At 41.7% G+C, this 16,858-nt stretch carries 14 protein-coding genes, 1 pseudogene, 1 riboswitch and 2 other annotated features (1 of these 18 only partly in view); all 15 genes and pseudogenes read right to left on the bottom strand.

Annotation, left to right across the window (positions count from 1 at the left end):
- Window positions 1-472: 472 nt before the first annotated feature.
- Complete coding sequence (gene tyrS, locus H9564_RS07320; protein WP_191684852.1) at window positions 473-1,726, bottom strand: tyrosine--tRNA ligase; 1,254 nt, start codon at window positions 1,724-1,726, stop codon at window positions 473-475.
- Window positions 1,727-1,779: 53 nt separating this feature from the next.
- Window positions 1,780-1,980 (bottom strand) — a binding site (T-box leader).
- 93 nt (window positions 1,981-2,073) lie between these two features.
- Complete coding sequence (locus H9564_RS07315; RefSeq protein WP_191684851.1) at window positions 2,074-3,078, bottom strand: hypothetical protein; 1,005 nt, start codon at window positions 3,076-3,078, stop codon at window positions 2,074-2,076.
- A gap of 146 nt (window positions 3,079-3,224) precedes the next feature.
- Window positions 3,225-3,782 carry a folate family ECF transporter S component gene (locus H9564_RS07310; RefSeq protein ID WP_191684850.1) on the bottom strand — a complete coding sequence of 186 codons (558 nt, stop codon included), beginning with the start codon at window positions 3,780-3,782 and terminating at the stop codon, window positions 3,225-3,227.
- Between the two features lie 58 nt (window positions 3,783-3,840).
- Window positions 3,841-3,934: riboswitch (THF riboswitch) on the bottom strand.
- A 156-nt stretch (window positions 3,935-4,090) separates the two neighbouring features.
- Window positions 4,091-4,411 (bottom strand): annotated as a pseudogene (locus tag H9564_RS07305) (hypothetical protein); the annotation flags it as partial.
- Between the two features lie 367 nt (window positions 4,412-4,778).
- Window positions 4,779-5,465, bottom strand: a complete 687-nt coding sequence (locus H9564_RS07300; RefSeq protein ID WP_191684849.1) for a 2,3-diphosphoglycerate-dependent phosphoglycerate mutase — start codon at window positions 5,463-5,465, stop codon at window positions 4,779-4,781.
- Window positions 5,466-5,591: 126 nt separating this feature from the next.
- Window positions 5,592-6,275: a DUF554 domain-containing protein gene (locus H9564_RS07295; RefSeq protein ID WP_191684848.1), complete on the bottom strand. Its 684-nt coding sequence runs from the start codon at window positions 6,273-6,275 to the stop codon at window positions 5,592-5,594.
- A gap of 133 nt (window positions 6,276-6,408) precedes the next feature.
- Window positions 6,409-7,665 (bottom strand): phosphoribosylamine--glycine ligase, encoded by a 1,257-nt coding sequence (gene purD / locus H9564_RS07290; protein ID WP_191684847.1) that lies wholly within the window; start codon window positions 7,663-7,665, stop codon window positions 6,409-6,411.
- A 349-nt stretch (window positions 7,666-8,014) separates the two neighbouring features.
- On the bottom strand, window positions 8,015-9,553 hold the full coding sequence (gene purH, locus H9564_RS07285) for a bifunctional phosphoribosylaminoimidazolecarboxamide formyltransferase/IMP cyclohydrolase (RefSeq protein ID WP_191684846.1): 1,539 nt from the start codon (window positions 9,551-9,553) through the stop codon (window positions 8,015-8,017).
- Between the two features lie 3 nt (window positions 9,554-9,556).
- Window positions 9,557-10,135: a phosphoribosylglycinamide formyltransferase gene (purN, locus tag H9564_RS07280; RefSeq protein WP_191684845.1), complete on the bottom strand. Its 579-nt coding sequence runs from the start codon at window positions 10,133-10,135 to the stop codon at window positions 9,557-9,559.
- Between the two features lie 9 nt (window positions 10,136-10,144).
- The gene (purM, locus tag H9564_RS07275; protein WP_191684844.1) at window positions 10,145-11,182 is read right to left on the bottom strand and encodes a phosphoribosylformylglycinamidine cyclo-ligase; all 1,038 of its coding nucleotides are present in this window, start codon (window positions 11,180-11,182) and stop codon (window positions 10,145-10,147) included.
- On the bottom strand, window positions 11,179-12,642 hold the full coding sequence (purF, locus tag H9564_RS07270) for an amidophosphoribosyltransferase (protein WP_191684843.1): 1,464 nt from the start codon (window positions 12,640-12,642) through the stop codon (window positions 11,179-11,181). Before purF ends, purM begins: the two co-directional genes overlap by 4 nt.
- Entirely contained in the window at window positions 12,618-14,846 is a 2,229-nt protein-coding gene (gene purL, locus H9564_RS07265; protein ID WP_191684842.1) for a phosphoribosylformylglycinamidine synthase subunit PurL, read from the bottom strand. Before purL ends, purF begins: the two co-directional genes overlap by 25 nt.
- 3 nt (window positions 14,847-14,849) lie before the next feature.
- Window positions 14,850-15,530 carry a phosphoribosylformylglycinamidine synthase subunit PurQ gene (gene purQ, locus H9564_RS07260; RefSeq protein WP_191684841.1) on the bottom strand — a complete coding sequence of 227 codons (681 nt, stop codon included), beginning with the start codon at window positions 15,528-15,530 and terminating at the stop codon, window positions 14,850-14,852.
- Entirely contained in the window at window positions 15,531-15,779 is a 249-nt protein-coding gene (gene purS, locus H9564_RS07255) for a phosphoribosylformylglycinamidine synthase subunit PurS (RefSeq protein ID WP_191684840.1), read from the bottom strand.
- Window positions 15,780-16,499 (bottom strand): phosphoribosylaminoimidazolesuccinocarboxamide synthase, encoded by a 720-nt coding sequence (gene purC / locus H9564_RS07250; protein WP_003716191.1) that lies wholly within the window; start codon window positions 16,497-16,499, stop codon window positions 15,780-15,782.
- 315 nt (window positions 16,500-16,814) lie between these two features.
- Window positions 16,815-16,858: a binding site (T-box leader), on the top strand (it continues 206 nt past the right edge of the window).

The raw sequence follows: 16,858 nt of genomic DNA, 5'->3' as shown, positions 1-16,858 counted from the left end.
TTTGCTTCAAATCGTAATGATTGAAGACCCTACACATTTGATTCGTCGAAACTTTGTTCAGTTTTCAAAGGTCTACCATGTTTGACAAGACAGTCAAACAACATTTATTATTATATCACATGCTCATTTCGATGTCAACAACTTAATTAATTAATTTTAATCAATTAAGTTGTTCAAACAAGCAACTTTTATAATATACCATCCCGTTGAGAAGTAGTCAACACTTTTCTTGAAATAAAAATGTTTAACTGAATAATTGCAAATTCCTTTGCTCCCTCAACAGGAACTATACTATACATTCTTTTTTTCTTTTCGTCAACAATAAATATGAAATGTTTTTCATATATCATTAACGTTACCGAACAATTATGATGATTTCTACTAAATTGTTAACAAATAATAGTGCAAAATAAAAAGTGCTCATCAAATTCATGACATGAGCACTCATAAACAGAACAATTTAATTTTAAAATTATTTTACACGAACCAAGAAGTAGCGTTTCTTACCACGGCGAACAATGACGAACTTCCCATCAAAGTGACTGTTAGGATCAATTTCCGCATCTACATCTGTTACTTTTTCGCCGTTAATATGAATTGCACCATTCTCAACATCCTGACGTGCCTGACGACGTGATGGTTCAATCTTTGTATCGTCAACTAACCATAAAATGATGTTCTTCTTTTCATTAGTTACATCTACAGAAGGAACATTGCTAAAGGCTTGTTCAATCTCCTCAGTGGTTAAATCAGCAACATCCCCAGAGAACAATGCTTTTGTAATACGTTGCGCTTCGGCTAAGCCTTCTTCACCATGAACAAACTTAGTAACTTCTTCAGCTAAGCGACGTTGAGCTTCACGCTTCCACGGCTCCTTCTTAACCTTTTCTGCCAACTCATCAATTTCATCTTTAGATAAGAAGGTAAAGTATTTAAGGTATTTAACAACGTCACGGTCATCTTGATTAATCCAGAATTGGTAGAATTCGTATGGTGAAGTCTTCTTTGGATCAAGCCAAATAGCACCACCAGCAGTCTTACCAAACTTTGTCCCGTCGGCCTTAAGCATCAGCGGAATCGTCAAGCCATATGCCTTTGCATCTGGTCCTTCTACCTTATGAATCAAATCGATCCCGGCAGTAATGTTTCCCCATTGATCGGAACCACCAATTTCAAGTTGAACATTATTATTTTGGTAAAGGTGCAGGAAATCAACCGCTTGAAGAATTTGATAGGTAAACTCAGTAAAGGAAATCCCTGAAGCAAGTCGACTAGCAACAACTTCCTTATTTAACATGGTATTAACATTAAAGAGCTTCCCAAAGTCACGTAAGAAGTCAATCATGGTAAAGTTCTTTAACCAAGTATAGTTATCAACAATAGTGAAGTTTTCAGTGCCGAAGAGCTTCTTCATCTGTTCGGTCAATGCCTTCTTATTATGTTCCAATTGAGATTCAGTTTGAAGAGTCCGTTCAGTCTTCCGACCAGCCGGATCACCAATCGCACCAGTCCCACCACCGATAATAATTACTGGGTGATGTCCAGCAAGTTGGAACCGTTTCAAAATCATAAATGGAATTAAGTGGCCAATATGGAGACTGTCACCCGTTGGATCAGTTCCACAGTATAAGCCGATGTTTTTATTTTCAGTTAATTCCTTCAATGCTTCCTTATCAGTGGTTTGGTTAATCGCACCACGCCATTCGAGTTCATCAATAATGTTCATTAATATCTGCCTCCTAATACAATGGATCAAAAAGTCCCCAACCTCATAATGAAGTCAGGGACGATTTACCGCGTTACCACCTTGAATTGTAACTACTTTAAGTAATTACCTCTCTAGTCGATAACGAGACGATCCGTTCATAATTGAAAAGCTCAGTAAGTGTAATTCGTCAGCTAACCTTGTCAGGTTTCCAGCAACCACCTGATCTCTAGATGACTGATTAGTCGACTACTAAATTACCTCAATGCCTTTATTTGTTGCCGTCATTGTACCGAGATAAGTAACCTTTTGTCAAGCTAAAAGAAGCCGATGGAAAAGTGTTTTTCCATCAGCCCCTAATTTAATAATTATTTACTTTTCTTGTTTCTTTTTGTCTTGCTTAGCTTTATCTTTTTCGTCTTCTTTGGTGTGTAGACTTCATGAACGTAAGCTTCCCCAGTTAATTCAGCAACTGGTTTGAATGTTCCGGCAAAGTCTTCATCAAGATTAGCAGTCTTCTTTGCTTCTTCATAGTAAAGAGCACCACTGGCGAAAATTACTGGCAAGTAAGCCGCAAAGCCAAGGATCATCAATAATAACCCAACATATACTAATGGGTACGTTGCAGTGTAGATTCCCCAGTAAGCTAAAGCACCGAAGATTACTTCCCAGATAACCATTGGGATGAAGATAACTACAAGCATAATTAACAAGTAGTTCCACTTCCGACCACCCATAAACCGCCGACTAGCAGTTAAGGCATAACGCATTGATTGACCAAGAAATTGTGGTTGACGATCACGGTAAAGGAAGTTTGCCTGTGAATACTCAATCCCTTTCCATGCCATCACAATATCATTTAAGATCCGGCAAGCAATTACTAAGGCTTGGTTCTTAGCAACAAGGCCACCGATAATATCTAATGGTAGGCTCCAGAGGAATACAAACAAACCTGTATAAAGGATGATTCGCCATAATTGATTCTTCCGCAAGTGCTTGTAATGCATCCATACTGAACCAGCACTCACAATTTGTTCAGGATGACGAACCTTATCTTGATAAGTAAATTGTGCAGCGGTAGTAAAGAATGAATAGAAGAATGACAATGCTACTAAAACAATAATTGCAAGAAGCAACTCAAGCAATGCCAAACCAATTGCTGCAGGTGATGCCATTCCATACATAATCATCATCATGGCCATTCCCATTGAACTCAAAATTCCCTGGGCAAAGTAACCAACGATAAATGATAACGCAAGGAAAATAATCATTACTCCGCCGAGTGGCCACATTGACGCTTGGTAATATGGCTTAACTAGTCCCTTCAAGTCATGAATAAACTGCTTTAAGGACAAATGATAACGTTTCTTCATTTAATACTCTCTCCAATTATTTCAGAATATATTTTTCATCATAACATAAAAAGAACAAGGCTCAATTTCCAAGCCGCTTTTTTCATAAAAAATTCATAAAGACCTCTAGCATTCGAATTTTCAAACACTAAAGGCCGTTTTCTTTGTTAACTCATCTTTGTACTACTATAAATTTGACTCAGTCGCCTAAGAATAAAGAAAACAATAATTCCTTCTAACGGCCAAGTAATAACTTCTTTGGGCAAGCGAATAAGCAAGAGGGCCCAAAATGTTCTTCCAGCACTTCCGGAATTTAGACTCATAATATAAATCCAAAGAGTCGTAAAAATAACGTTAGTAATCAAGATTTGAAAGAATTCATATACTAACGCCCGTTGCCACGTAATTTTCTGGTTATACAGGAACATCCCGGCAAGCACTCCAGAAACGAAGGCCGAAAGTGTAAAACCCGGGAAAAAGGCTGTTCCTGAATTAAGAATGGTATTACTGATAATATCATTAACTACCATTGCCCAACCACCAATCCATGGTCCAAGATAATAACCGATCAATGCAGTGGCAATAAAGCCAAAGCCAAACTTTAGGATCGTTGGGTTACCAATGGAAATTTTCTCCAAAATCACCTCAAGAGCAATCAGCATCCCGGCAAGCGTAAGCCGCTTAGTAGTAAAACGTGGTCCAGCAAAAGATAAAATTGAGGACATCTCAATCCACTCCCTACATAAAATTTATTTTGTTAGGGAACACATTGACAAGTGTCTTTGTGGTGAATGCGGAATTATCAAGTGGCAAAAGCCTCCTTCCAACGTTCACATTCCGTTCCGCTGGACAATAACTCGGTAATTCCTACCCCAACAGCCATAATATACTCCATTTCCGGATATTATTCAACAAAATCAGGTTAAATATATGGATAAATAATTAATAAGCAAGTATTTAAGGCGAAATAGTTCGCGTTTTTTGTTAAAAAATCGGGGCTAGCTCATTTCAAACTAACCTCGACTGGATAGTCGTCAAGTTGCTTTTCGAGTTCTTCAAAGCCCTTCTTCAAGTCCTTGATAACAGGCTTTTCATCTTCCATGTAGATGTAGTGGTTTTCAGCAGGATCCTTACAACCCTCACCAGCAACACGCTCAAGTTTGTCGTCATACTTGTCAACCTTTTGAGCATGCTTAAGAATTGACTTAATGTCCTTGATTGTTTCGTGTTGAGCAGTGTGGTGCTTTTCGTTATCAACACCATCTTCAATTCGTGTTAAGTGACCCTCAGCATCTGCAATCTTCTTAGCAATCCGATCTAATGCTTTTAATTGACGTTTTGCATAATCAGCCATAATAATAACCTCCTGAGATATATTCTTTACACTTATTATTATATTTTTTAATATTTAAGTTATATAAGTAATAGGCATTATCAATTTAAATTAGCAAAAGTGATGATTAATATTTTTATATATGGCTATTATAACGACATTTCCTTCATATTATACTAGAATCCGTCAATTATTTACTTGGCATAATATACAAAAAGAGAGTGGGACAGAACTAGTTTGACTAGTTATGTCCCACCTCCGCAAGGATAACTAGGTTGGTCAATTGCTGATTTATCAGCGTTTGAACTGCCAGCCAGCTACTGCGTTATTGCAGTATTATCCTAAAAAATAGTAAAGAGACTGGAAATTATCCAGTCTCTACATTACTTTAGTATTTTTCCTTGCTCAAAACATTAAGTTTTTCATCGAAGTCATAAACAACTGGTTGACCAGTAGCCATTTCGAGGTTCATGATATCTTCGTCAGAAATATTTTCGATGTACTTGCTCAAAGCACGAAGAGAGTTACCGTGGGCAGCGATGATAACATTCTTACCATCAAGAAGCTTTGGAGCAATTTCATCTTGCCACAAAGGAATAACCCGTTCCAAGGTAACCTTTAAGTTTTCACCACCAGGAACTGTCCGTGGGTCCAAGTTAGCGTAACGACGGTCGTGTAATGCTGAACCTTCGTCGCTAGCCTTCAGCAATGGTGGTAAAACATCGTATGAACGACGCCAGATGTGAACTTGTTCGTCACCGTACTTTTCAGCAGTAGCCTTCTTGTTAAGGCCTTGTAAAGCACCGTAGTGACGTTCGTTCAAACGCCAAGTCTTGGTTTCAGGAATCCAAAGTTGGTCACATTCTTCAAGAGCATAGTGCAAAGTCTTGATGGCACGCTTCAAAACAGAAGTGTATGCGTAGTCAAATTGGATACCGTGTTCCTTAAGGGCCTTACCAGCGTTCTTAGCTTGTTCAACACCCTTTTCGCTCAAATCAACATCAATCCAACCAGTGAACTTGTTAGCAAGGTTCCATTCACTTTGGCCGTGACGAATTAAAACTAGTTTTGCCATGTTTCTAATGACCTCTTTCTTCTTAAAATCGCGATACTATACAGCATTACTTAATCATTTTAATCCAAACGCCACAAAATTCCAATAGGGAAGCAAGGTTCTTGTGAAACTAATCGCGATTTCAACTTAAATTAGTGCTAACCCGATAAAGAAGCAAATTGGAACAAGTAACGAAGGTAGCAGATCCAAGGTTTTAATATCTCGTAACTTCAACAATGAAATTCCCGTAGTCGCAATTAGGAAGCCACCGACAATCGAAATTTCAGTTACTAACGGACCACTAAAGAAACTAGCGGAGAGGTATTTTGCGACAAGATAAATCATCCCCTGCCAGCAAAACAAGACCGGGGCACAGACCAACATTCCCCAACCAAAACTAGCTCCAAAAACCATTGAACTAACAAAATCGAGGGTCGCATTGGTAAACAGCATTGTATAGTCACCCTTTACCGCTGCCATTACAGGGCCGACGATTGATAAAGCGCCAATACAGTACAAGAGGATTCCTGTTGCAATCCCCTTTCCCGTTTGCGAGCGACCGCCAAAATGAGCGATTAATTGATTAAAGTGATCATCAATCCGCCACCAATTTCCTAGTACAGCTCCAATCGCCAAGCTAACAATAAATAGAACTGGGTAATGACTCTTGGGCATGTTGTTAATGGCATTTTCAAGGCCAATCCCTAAAGCTGCCAAGCCCATCGCGATAAACAACGCATCCTGGTAACGTTTCTTAAGCCCTCCTTTTAGGATACAGCCAATGGTAGTTCCAACAAGGATGGCACATGTATTTGCAATTGTTCCAATCAAGATTTCTCCTCCTTTAGTAAAAAACGGCGTGGTTGAATAAGAATCATCTTATCCAACCGCGCCGTTTATTTTGCTCGATCCTCTGATGTAAATAGTAATTTAACACGCCCAATCGGCAAGTGTCAATCCAAAATTATACACCGGCCTTTGCGCCAATATCATGACGGTAAAAGCATTCGGGCCGATCAAGTTGATCTAAGTAAGAATAAACTCGATCATGTGCTTCTTGTAAAGTGTTCTCCTCTGCAATCACCATTAAAAGACGTCCCCCTGCTCCTTTAAGGTGATCAAGTGTTCCGCTAACATTAGCGTAATCGATCTCAATTCCTTCACTTGCTGGGAATGAGCCTAGTTCTTGACCATGGACTGGTTTCTTTGGGTATCCCTTTGAGGCCAAGACGACACCAAAGCTGGCTTCTGCACTTTCTTTAATTTCTGGCAATGGCCGATCATCAATCGCTGCATCTACTAATTCATATAAATCAGTAGCTAAGCGCGGAAGGACAACCTGGGTTTCTGGATCCCCGAGGCGAACGTTATATTCAATTACCTTAGGGCCATCTGCAGTTAGCATCAAACCAATGTAAAGGATACCGTGGTAGTGATATTCACCCTTTACTAAGCCATCAACTGTTGGTTTAACAACTTCATTAATCATCTGTTCACGATCAGCATCGGCTAATTGTGGTAGCGGACTGTAAGCACCCATCCCACCAGTATTAGGACCGCGATCACCGTCGTAAGCCCGTTTATGATCTTGAGCCATTGGTAAGATTCGGTAATGCCCATTACTGATGACAACAAACATTGAATATTCAGGGCCATCAAGGCATTCTTCAAGAACGATCCGTGCTTGTCCAGATGCAAACATTTCCTTGATTGTTTGAACTGCTTCGTCATGATCCTTGGCGATCACAACCCCTTTACCACCAGCAAGGCCATTTTCCTTAATAACTACCGGGTAGCCAAATTGATCTACATGTTCAAGAATTGCAGTTTGGTCACGATATGAGGCGTGCTTTGTGGTTGGAACACCATAATTATTCATAAAGTTTAGGGCATAATCTTTGGAGCCTTCTAGTTGCGCTGCTCGAGCATCTGGGCCAAAAATCTTCAAGCCAGCAGCGTGGAAGTCATCAACAATACCGTCAACTAAGCAATCTTCAGGGCCAACGAATGTCCACTTAACATCATGTTCTTTTGCAAAGCGGATCAAACCAGCGAAATCATTTTCTTCAATATCAACTGGTTCAACTCCCACTGTTGGCATACCAACATTCCCTGGGGCGCAGTACACATGGTCAACATGGGGACTACGCTTAAGTTTCTTGGCAATCGCGAATTCACGACCACCTTCACCGATTACTAATAGGTTAACTTTATCTGTCATGATGTCCTCCCTGATTTTTAATGCTCGCTAAATGCTTCTGATGGGTGTTGTTCTACGGTGGCTGAGCTGAAACATATTCAGCCTAAGCTCCCTCGAGATGTGTTCTACTGCAGCTGAGTCGAAACGTGTTCAGCCTAACCTTCCTCGAGCTAACGACCTCCACCTCCGACGACGAGACGCCGTTCGGTGGAGAAATCGTTAGCCACCGGAAGGTTTTAACGGCTTCACACTCTGATTGAAACGTGCTCGCTCTAAGCTCCCTCGAGATAACGACCTCCAGGAGATGGTGCAAGCCACCATTCTCCTGGAGAAATCGTTATCATCCGGGAGCTTTTAACGGGCTCGCACTCTAGTGCCTAAAATGCCGTACTCCTGTGGTGACCATGGCGATGCCGTATTTGTTGGCCATGTCGATGGATTCTTGGTCACGGATGGAACCACCGGGTTGAACGACGGCTTTGATACCGTGCTTACCGGCATATTCAACGCAATCGCCAAATGGGAAGAAGGCATCAGAGGCCATAACGGTCCGGTCGTCAATGTCATCCCCGGCGTGCTTAACAGCAATCTTCAGGGAGTCAATCCGATTTGGTTGACCTTCACCAACACCAAGAGTCCGTTCATCGTTAGCCAAAATAATTGCGTTTGACTTAGCGTGCTTTACGGCCTTCCAAGCAAACATCAAAGTCTTCAATTGTTCTTCAGTTGGTTGAACATCAGTGACACACTTCCAGTCATGGTAGTCTTCCTTGAGGGTATCTTGTTCTTGCATTAACATTCCACCCATTACAGAAACTACTTCATGCTTAGTTGGTTCATCCTTCTTGCTAAAGTCGAGGCTCAACAAACGGATATTCTTCTTCTTTGCCAAGACTTCGTAAGCATCATCGTCAAATTCAGGGGCGATTACAATTTCAAGGAAGATCTTGTGCATCTTTTCTGCAGTTGCTAAGTCAACTTTCCGGTTAAGGGCGATTACCCCACCAAAAATTGAAACAGTATCAGCAGCGTAAGCGCGATCCCATGCTTGTTCGAGGTTTTCACCATGACCAATACCACAAGGGTTCATGTGCTTCATAGCAACAACAGCTGGTTCATCAAATTCACGGATGCACCGTAATGCTTCATCAGCGTCTTTGATGTTGTTGTAAGAAAGCTTCTTCCCATGAAGTTGCTTTGCAGATAAAACAGAGAAGGCTTTTGGCATTGCATCTTCGTATAACCATGCCTTTTGGTGACTGTTTTCACCGTAACGCATTGTTTCCTTCAAGTTCCAAGTCAAAGTCAACTTTTCAGGATCTTCAAGGCCATTTTGCTTAGTTAGGTATTGGGAAATCAAAGCATCGTAAGCAGCTGTGTGACGGAAAGCCTTGGCAGCTAACTTTGAACGGGTTTCCAAAGTAGTCGAACCATTTTCCTTAATTTCACTTAATACTTGATCGTAGTCGTTTTGATCAACAACGATGGTAACGTCACGATAGTTCTTTGCAGCTGAACGAACCATGCTTGGGCCACCAATATCAATGTTTTCGATTGCATCAGCAAGCTTTACATCTGGTTTTTCGATTGTTTGCTTAAATGGGTAAAGGTTAACACAAACTAAATCAATTGGCGTGATGTTGAGCTTCTTCAAAGTAGCCATGTGTTCTGGCAATTCCCGCCGTGCCAACAAACCACCATGAACATAAGGATTCAATGTCTTAACCCGGCCATCAAGGATTTCTGGGAAGTGGGTAACGTCTTCAATACTAATTGTCTTAACACCGGCATCGTCAAGAACCTTTTTTGTTCCACCAGTAGAAACAATTTCAAAGCCGTTATCTTCAAGTCCCTTAACAAAAGGAACCAGGTTTGTCTTGTCAGATACACTTACTAATGCACGTTTCATGGATTAATTCTCCTTTTCTAATTCTGTCAAAACTTGCTTTACCGCTTCGGGATACAATTGATGCTCAGTCTCATGGACACGGGCTTCAAGAGTATCAACAGTGTCATCAGCTAAAATTGGCACATGTCGTTGGGCAATAATCGGTCCGGAATCCAAACCAGAATCGATATAGTGAACGGTGACCCCTGTTTGCTTTTTATGGTCATTAAAGGCCCGCTCGATCGAATGAAGTCCTGGATATTCTGGCAACCATGCTGGGTGAAGGTTCACAATCCGATAATCGTAGTGATCCAGGATTGTTGGGCCGACCACCCGTAGATAACCAGCAAGAATAATAAAGTCGATTTGGTACTTTTGTAGAAGCTTTAGTACCTGCTTTTCATATTCTTCTTTTCCCCCGCATGACTTAACGGTGAAACTTTCTGCAGGGACACCAAGGCGTTTTGCCCGTTCCATTACTGGCGCATCTGGGTGGTTGCAAAAGAGCAACGCTAACTTTCCCGGAATATCACCCTTTTGGAAATGGTTTGTTAATACTTCAAAGTTGGTTCCGTTTCCGGAAGCAAAAATGGCAACTCTCATTTTCAAGCCTCACTTAATTTCAATCTTTTCCGCATTTTCAGGACGGTGTTGTAATTGACCGATACGGTAACTCTTTTCACCAGCCGCTGCTAGCTTTGCTTGAACTTCTTCAACATTGGCTGGATCAACTGCTAATACCAAGCCGATTCCCATGTTAAATGTTTGGAAACAGTCAGCTAATGGCAGATTTCCCAATCGTTGTAAGTAATCAAAGACTGGTAACGTTGGCCAAGTTGAATGATCAATTACCGCCTGGAGGTTATCGTTAATCATCCGTGGGACATTTTCGATTAATCCTCCACCAGTGATGTGGCTAATACCGTTCACTAACTTTTGGCGAACCAGTGGCAACACTTGCCGGACGTAAATTCGTGTTGGTTCAAGAATTGCTTCACCAACCGTCTTGCCTTGTAGTTCAGCAGGACGATCATCAAGTTGAACATCATGATCCTTGAATAAGATTTGGCGAACCAATGAAAAGCCGTTGGAATGAATACCACTAGATGGCAATCCTAAAAGGACATCGCCTGCTTGTGGTTGTGCTGTCGTCAAAAGATCTTCCTTTTCAGCAGCACCGGTAACTGTTCCAGCCAGGTCGTATTCATCACGAGAATACATATCGGGCATTTCAGCAGTTTCACCACCGATTAATGCCGCTCCAGCATCACGACAACCAGCCGCAACTCCACTAACAATTTCTGCCATCTTTTGCGGTTCGTTATGACCAGTTGCGATGTAATCAAGGAAAAATAGTGGTTCTGCGCCTTGGGCCAAAACATCGTTAACACACATAGCAACGACATCAATCCCGATGGTATCGTGCTTACCCATCTTTTGAGCAATCAGTAGTTTAGTACCAACACCATCAGTCCCTGAAACAAGAACGGGGTGTTTCAAGTGCAGTTCGCCGAGATCAAACATCCCCCCAAAGCTACCGATTCCACCGACAACACCAGAACGGTCAGTCGACTTTACCGCTGCCTTAATTCGGTTGACTAATTCATATCCGGCGTTAACGTCAACGCCCGCTTCTTGATAACGATTCATGATAACCGTTCCTTTCGTGCCCGTTTCTCTTGTTCATTCAGTGACTTAAGGTACCCTTCTTCATAATCGTAAAGCGGTGTTGGGTAGTCACCGTTGAAGTACGCTACCGTTAAGCCGCCATATGGAGCATCCCCCGCATCTGGAATATTGATTGCTTTAATCAAGTTATCAACACTCAAGAAATGAAGGGAATCAGCACCAATCAGATCCCGCATCTCAGGAACTGTATAGTGGGCGGCCATCAGTTCTGACCGAGTTGAAATATCAATTCCGTAGAAGCAAGGGAACTTAAATGGTGGTGACGCAATCAGCATGTGGACTTCCTTAGCGCCCGCATGACGAAGCATTTTTACAATTTGTTTTGAGGTGGTTCCCCGTACTAATGAGTCATCAACCACGATTACCCGCTTACCAGCAACAACCCCGCGAACGGCAGATAGTTTGAGGTGGACGCCTTGTTCACGTAGGGCTTGTGTTGGTTGAATAAATGTCCGAGCAACGTATTGGCTTTTGATCAATCCCATTTCATACGGTAAGCCAGATTCTTCCGCATACCCTGAAGCGGCTGATAATGAAGAATTAGGAACCCCGATAACCATATCAGCATCGATTGGGTATTGTTGGGCAAGTAAACGACCCATTTGTTTCCGTGCGTTATGAACGGTTACCCCATGGATGATTGAGTCTGGACGGGCAAAGTAGATAAATTCCATTGAGCAAATTGCCAACTTAGTATCAGTTGTGTAGTGATCGATGTGGAGACCATCACGATCAATTACAATCAATTCACCAGGTTGGACGTCGCGAACAAACTTAGCGTTGACAATATCTAACGCACAAGTTTCGCTAGCAACAACATATGCACCGTTTTCTAACTGTCCAATACATAAAGGACGAATCCCATTTGGATCAAGGGCTGCAATCAACCGATCCTTTTGTAAAAGAAGGAAGGCAAAACCACCATGAACGATGTTTAAGCTCTTCTTCAATGCTGGGATGAATCCTTCCTTGATATACTTCCGAACAAGGTGGATCAAGATTTCAGTATCAGAATCAGATTGAAAGACCGCTCCTTCATCTTCAAGTTGACGCCGCAACGTTACCGCGTTGGTCAAGTTACCGTTATGGGCTAATGCAACGTCACCATCATGAAAATGGAAGAGAAATGGTTGAACGTTAGCGATTGAGTTATGACCACTAGTTCCGTAACGGACATGGCCAATTGCTGAATCTCCAACTAACCGTTTCAGTTCATTTGGATCAGCAAAGACTTTTGCTAACAATCCCCGATCACGGTGTTGGTAAAGTTGCTTTGAATCAGACGAAACAATTCCCGCGCCTTCCTGACCACGGTGTTGGAGTGTATGCAACCCGTAGTAGGTTAGTTGACTAGCATCCGGCGTACCGAAAATGCCAAAGACACCACATTCTTCATTTAGTCCTTTGATTTCAGCTGGCAAGGGATTGCCTCCTCCCAAAGTTTTTGTAATTCAGTAACATTTTGATTAATTTCAGCATCAGCAAGGTGAGCTTCAAGCCAGTGAGAGTTAGTAACTTCACCGATTAGCTTGGCATCATCACCCATTGTCTTTTCGAATTCTGCTGCCTTTTCAGCAGGAACGGTTACGACAAACCGTCCCGGAGTTTCACTGAAGAGTTGAGCAGCAGATAAGTCATGGAGATCAACGTTCATTCCTAGGTCAGTCTTGAAGAGGTTTTCTGCAAGGCCAACACCAAGACCACCTTCGCTGAGATCGTGGGCACTAGCTACGTTTCCTGCTTGCATTTCACTAAGGAGCCGTTGCATATAATCATGAACGTGTTCCATATCTAATGGGTTAAGGACACCGCTAATGTCACCAGTCATCATCTTTTGTAATTCAGAACCGGCAAAATCATCACCAGTCTTACCAACGAGGTAAACTTTATCCCCAGCATGTTGGGCAAATGAAGGGATAACCCGGTCGATATTCTTGACCAAGCCAACCATCCCAACCATTGGAGTAGGGTGAATTGCCTTACCGTTATTTTCGTTATATAGGGAAACGTTACCGGAAATAACTGGAGTATCGAATACTCGACAAGCATCAGCCATTCCCTTAACTGATTGGTGAAGTTCCCAGAAGATTTCTGGATCGTTTGGATCACCGTAGTTCAAGCAGTCAGTGATTGCTAAAGGTTCGGCACCACTAGCAACAATGTTAGCTGCAGCTTCTACTAAAGCAATTTGACCACCAATCTCAGGACTAAGGTAAACGAACCGACCATTACCATCAGTTGTCATTGACAATCCCTTTTGAGTACCGCGAACACGAAGCACACCTGAGTCACTACCAGGACCGACAACTGTACTTGTCCGTACTTGTGAATCGTATTGTTGGTAGAAGACGCTCTTATCAGCAATCGTGGATTGTTGGAGCAAGACCCGTAATGTTTGTTCAGCGTCAGCAATTTCCGGCTTCCAAGCGGGTTGCTTTTCAGCAGTAATGATTCGTTCAGGCTTCTTTTCATCACTTGCTTCTTCAAGAACATCGTCAGTTAAGCTAGAAACAGGAATGTTGCAGACTTCTTGACCATCATGGTAAAGAACGTAATCATGACCTTCAGTAATTCGGCCAATTGTCACAGCTTCAAGGTCATAAAAATCAAAGACTTTCTTAACGTCTTCTTCATGGCCCTTGTTAACACAGAGAAGCATCCGTTCTTGAGATTCACTCAACATAATTTCGTAAGCTGACATGTTTGGTTCCCGTTGTGGAACAAGGTCAAGGTTGAGCTCCATTCCGCTCTTCCCTTCAGAGGCCATTTCGGCGCTAGAAGAAACAATTCCGGCAGCTCCCATGTCTTGAATTCCCACTAACCAATCAGGATGCTTAGTAATCACTTCCAAGCAAGCTTCAAGAAGGAGTTTTTCCATAAATGGATCCCCAACCTGAACAGCTGAACGTTGGGTAGCATTTTCATCACTAAAATCAGCAGAAGCAAAGGTTGCACCATGGATCCCATCACGACCGGTCTTGGCACCGACATACATCACAGCGTTGCCAATCCCTGCAGCCTTACCTTTTTGAATGTCTTTTTGATCCATCAAGCCAACACTCATTGCGTTACACAAGATGTTGCCTTGGTAACAAGGATCAAATGTTGTTTCACCGGCAATAGTTGGAATTCCCATACAGTTACCGTAATCACCAATTCCGCGAACTGTGCCATCAACTTTCATCCGCATCTTTGGATCACTTAATTCACCAAAATGAAGGGAATCAAGAGAAGCAACTGGACGAGCACCCATACTAAAAATGTCACGAAGAATACCACCAACACCAGTAGCTGCACCTTGGTAAGGTTCAACAGTAGTTGGGTGGTTATGACTTTCTGCCTTGAAGACAACGGCTTGGCCATCATCAATATCAACAACCCCAGCACCTTCACCAGGGCCTTGAAGAACCCGAGAATTCTTGTTAGGGAAGAGCCGTAAAACAGGCTTGGACTTCTTGTAAGAACAGTGTTCACTCCACATTGCGGAGAATAATCCGGTCTCAGTATAGTTTGGTAACCGGCCAAGGAGCTTTTCACTGATGTAGTTGTATTCGTCTTCGCTTAAGCTCCAGTCCAAATATGGCTTTTGTTCTTTAATTCCTTCAGGTGTCATTGCCTGCTTCATAATCTATTCCTCCACCTTTGCATTCCCAGTTGTTAATAGTGATTTGAATAACCGTAAGCCATCTGTGTTTCCAAGGATTGCTTCAACCGCCCGTTCTGGGTGAGGCATCATTCCTAAGACGTTTCCACGTTCATTAGTAATTCCAGCAATGTTCCGTAAACTGCCGTTAGGATTTTCTTCAGCGTAACGGAAAACAACTTGGTGATTCTTTTCAAGACGGTCCAATGTTTCTTCATCCGCGAAGTAGCTACCATCTGCATGGGCAATTGGTAAAGCAATTCGTTCGTGTTCCTTGTATTGTTTAGTAAACATTGTCTGGTTATTAACGACTTCTAGGGGCACAGTCTTGCAAACAAATTTTTGACTATTATTTCGCTTTAATGCTCCAGGAAGGAGTCCCACTTCTGTTAAAATTTGGAATCCGTTACAAGTTCCAAATACTGGCTTCCCTTCCTTAGCCATCTTAGTAACTGCTGGCATGATGTTGGTGAACCGGGCAATTGCACCAGCTCGTAAGTAGTCACCGTATGAGAAACCACCAGGGAGCATTACTGCATCAAAGCCATCTAAGCTCTTTTCCTTATGTGAAACATATTCAACATCAGCGTGACATACGGAGTGCAAAGCTTCATAGAGGTCAATATCACAGTTAGAACCAGGAAAAACAATCACCGCAATCTTCATTTATTCTTCCTCCATCACTTGGTACTTATAAGTTTCCATATTGAAGTTAACTAAGAGTTGATCCGCAATTTCCTCAATTGTTTTTTCAACCACCTTTCCAGTTCCTTCAACAGTTACATCGAAGAATTTACCAACCTGGACATCTTTCACTTCGTCATGGCCCAGCGTATGAATTGCATCTTTAATGGTCTCCCCTTGAGGATCAAAAACTGATTGCTTATAGGTAACGAAAATCCGTACTTTTGTCATTTACTTATCCTCCGCAATAACGTCTTCCAACCGCGCTAATACTTGGTCATAGGTTTGAGTTAAGTCAGCTAGCTTCCGCCGATAAACATCCTTATCCATGTGCTGGTCGGTCTTAATATCCCATAACCGGCAATTATCAGGCGAAAATTCATCTGCCAGGATAATTTCACCATTACTTAACCGACCAAACTCTAATTTAAAGTCAACTAATTGCATTCCTGCTTTTTCAAAAAGAGGTGTCAGCAGGCCATTAACTTCTCGACAAATGCCCCACATTTTTTCAAGTTCAGCATGGGTAGCAATTCCTAACGCAATCGTTGCCGACTCATTAATAAATGGATCGTCTAATTCATCACTCTTATAAAAAGTTTCCTCAACCGGTTCTGGAAGCTTCTTTCCTTCGTCCAACCCATACCGACTAGCAAAGTGTCCCGCAACCACATTCCGGGTAACAAATTCTAGCGGAAACATCGTACATTTCTTAACTAGATCTTCATTAGCTGACAACTTTTTGATGAAGTGAGTCTCAATCCCGTGCTTGATTAAATATTGAAAAACCAAGCTTGAAATGGCATTAGCAGCTTCACCCTTTCCAGCAAAGTGCTCCTTCTTTTTCCCGTTCAGCGCAGTTGCTTGGTCCATATATACAACCCGCAGTACTTCGGGATCGTCTGTTTGCCACATCTGTTTTGCTTTTCCGGTATAAAGTAACTTTTCCATTGTTAATTAAGACTCCTTTACATAAAAGACGAACATTAAAATAATTAATAACGATTTCATTCGTTAAATTCTGTCATTAATATACTCTCAGTCATAAGTAATTGTCAATGCAATTCACTAACTTTATCTATACTTTCTTTATAATAGTTCGCGTTTTACACTAATTTTCACTCCTAGAACCCGTAATTCTTATAAAATTAACCTAATTTGTCTTTCAACCCATCGTTAACTATCCCCAAATAAATATTTTTAATTTCTCAAGATAATTATTGACTTTTCAGAAATTAAGATTAAACTAATAAACAATTAAATTATGATTAGACTTTGAAGAGAAGAGTAGTACCTCGTCGTTTCTGCAG

Origin of the sequence: Limosilactobacillus avistercoris, from assembly GCF_014836425.1 — a bacterium.
Lineage (GTDB): Bacteria > Bacillota > Bacilli > Lactobacillales > Lactobacillaceae > Limosilactobacillus > Limosilactobacillus agrestimuris.
This window is presented reverse-complemented; position numbering and strand designations above follow the sequence as displayed.